Origin of the sequence: Archangium sp., assembly GCF_036389735.1 — a bacterium.
GTDB lineage: Bacteria > Myxococcota > Myxococcia > Myxococcales > Myxococcaceae > Archangium.
In genome coordinates, this window is record NZ_DASVWK010000883.1 from 1 (window position 1) to 1,993 (window position 1,993).

Consider the following 1,993-nt stretch of genomic DNA (forward strand, 5'->3'; position numbering starts at 1 on the left):
GCCCTGGGTGAAGCCCTTGAGGGGGCGGGTGACGCTGCGCGAGAAGAAGGCGGCGAGCGCCAGGGCCACCACGGTGGCGGCGAGCACGGTGAGCAGCAGCCGCCGCTCCATGGTCTCCACCTGCTTGTAGGCGAGCGCCACGGTCTGCTCGGAGACGATGGCCCAGTGTGGATCGGTCAGCGTGGCGTAGGCGGCCACGACGCCGTCGTCGCCCTCGCCGAAGTTACCCACGTGGAGGATGTCCGTGTCCGGGGTGCGCGCCACGCCCTGGAGCAGGTGCGCCACCACGGGCCGCTGGGAGACGTCCTGGTCGGCCCCCAGCCCGCCGCCTCCGGCGATGACGTGGCCCTTGGAGTCGGCGAGGTAGACGAAGCCGGTGCTGCCCACGCGCTCCTGGGCGAGCATGGCCTGGAGCTCCGCCAGGGACACGTCCGCGGCGATGTAGCCCTTGACGGGCTCGCCGATGGGGAAGGTGAACGTCACCACCGCCTCACCGCTGGGGCGCCACACCACGTCCGCGTAGCGCAGCTCGTTCAGGCCCTCCAGCAGCGCCGAGGCACGCGCCTCGTGCTCGGCGAGCGCCGTGGGTGGCACGTCGTTGACGGCGAAGGCCTGGAGCCCCGGCAGCCGCTTGCCGTCCGGGCCGAAGAGGGTGATGGCCTGCACCTCGCGGCGCTGGTTGAGCACCGCGCGCAGGTACATCTGCTGCTGCTCCAGCGGCAGCGCGAAGAAGTGGGGCACGCGCGCCATGCCCATCACCGCGCGCGTGGGCTCGGCGAGGAAGCCCTCCGACTTCAGCTTGAGCTGTTTGACGCGCTCCTGCGCCAGTTCCTGGGCATCGCGCACCAGCAGCTCGCGCGTGTCGGACACGGAGAGCAGGCCCACCATCACCGTGGGAACCAGGCTCGCCACCAACATGAGCAGGAGGATCGTCTTGAACAGCTTCATGGGGCTCCTCTTGTGCTACTTCCACTTCGAGGGCTGCACCTCGATGTTGATGCTCTTGGGCGCGGCCTCCGCCACCTCGAAGCCCTGCTCGGGCGAGGACGCGGAGCGGAGTTCTCGTGCCAGGGCGCGGACGCTCCAGCGGTAGCTTCCCGCCGGCAGCGACACCTTGAGCTGGGTCGCGGAGGCGGACAGCACCTTCTTCTCTCCTCGGGTGGGCATCAGCTCCACCTCATAACGCTCGGCGCCCTCCACCGCTTGCCAGGCGAAGGTGACGGAGCCCAGGCCGCCCTTGGCGAGCTGCACGTTCATCTTCAGCTTGTCGGAAGGCTGGGTGGGCTGGGGAATGCCCAACAACGGCCTCGGCTGCGGCGGCGGCTGCCCCTTCTCCACGCGCAGGGTCTCGCCCGCGTTCACCTGCCGGGTGACGCCCGCGCCCTCCACGCGCACCGCTTGCCCGGAGTGGCCCGTCACCGTGGTGGCGCCCTTGTCGTCCACCGCCACGGTGAAGGCGGTGGGTTGTGAAGCGCTCGTCGACAGCAGCTTCCACGCTCCGTCGGCCGCCTGGGCGGCCTCCTCGTAGCGCGCGTTCTGGAAGTGGGCCTCGGCCTCCTTCAGCTTGGCCGCCGCCTCCTCACGTCTGGCCGCCTTGGCGTCCGCGTGCTTCACCGCGTTGCGTGCCGTCTCCAGCACACTCTGCGCCCGTGCGCGGTCGCGCACCTCCACCTCGGTGGTGGGGGCCATCATGAGCATGGCGAGCAGGAGGGAACTTTTCATTGGAACACGATCTCCCTTCCGGCCCGGACGGTGGCCGCTGGCGTGGTGACGGAGAGTGACTGCTTCGCTGGATCTTCCAGCTCGGCATCCACCCGGCCGCGCAGAACCGTCAGGTCCGTGCGCTCCTGTCCGGGCCTCGGCCGCGTCTCCGCGATGCCGATCAGCGCGTCCTCGCCCAGGTTCACCATACTCCCATTGGCGAAGACGATTTGTGCTCCCGCGCCGGCCACGGTGCGCACCTTGTCATTTTCGAAGAGGGCCATGCCCTCCT

General features: G+C 69.8%; 3 protein-coding genes. All 3 read right to left on the reverse strand.

The genetic code is table 11. The features are described 5' to 3' along the window. Positions 1-948: cache domain-containing protein (locus VF794_RS31605; RefSeq protein WP_331116837.1), on the reverse strand; the 948-nt coding region annotated here is incomplete at its 3' end. A gap of 15 nt (positions 949-963) precedes the next feature. Next, positions 964-1,722, reverse strand: a complete 759-nt coding sequence (locus VF794_RS31610) for a LysM peptidoglycan-binding domain-containing protein (protein WP_331116838.1) — start codon at positions 1,720-1,722, stop codon at positions 964-966. Beyond that, the coding region (locus VF794_RS31615) for a FecR family protein (RefSeq protein ID WP_331116839.1) at positions 1,719-1,993 on the reverse strand (275 nt) is incomplete at its 5' end. The genes VF794_RS31615 and VF794_RS31610, both read right to left, overlap by 4 nt.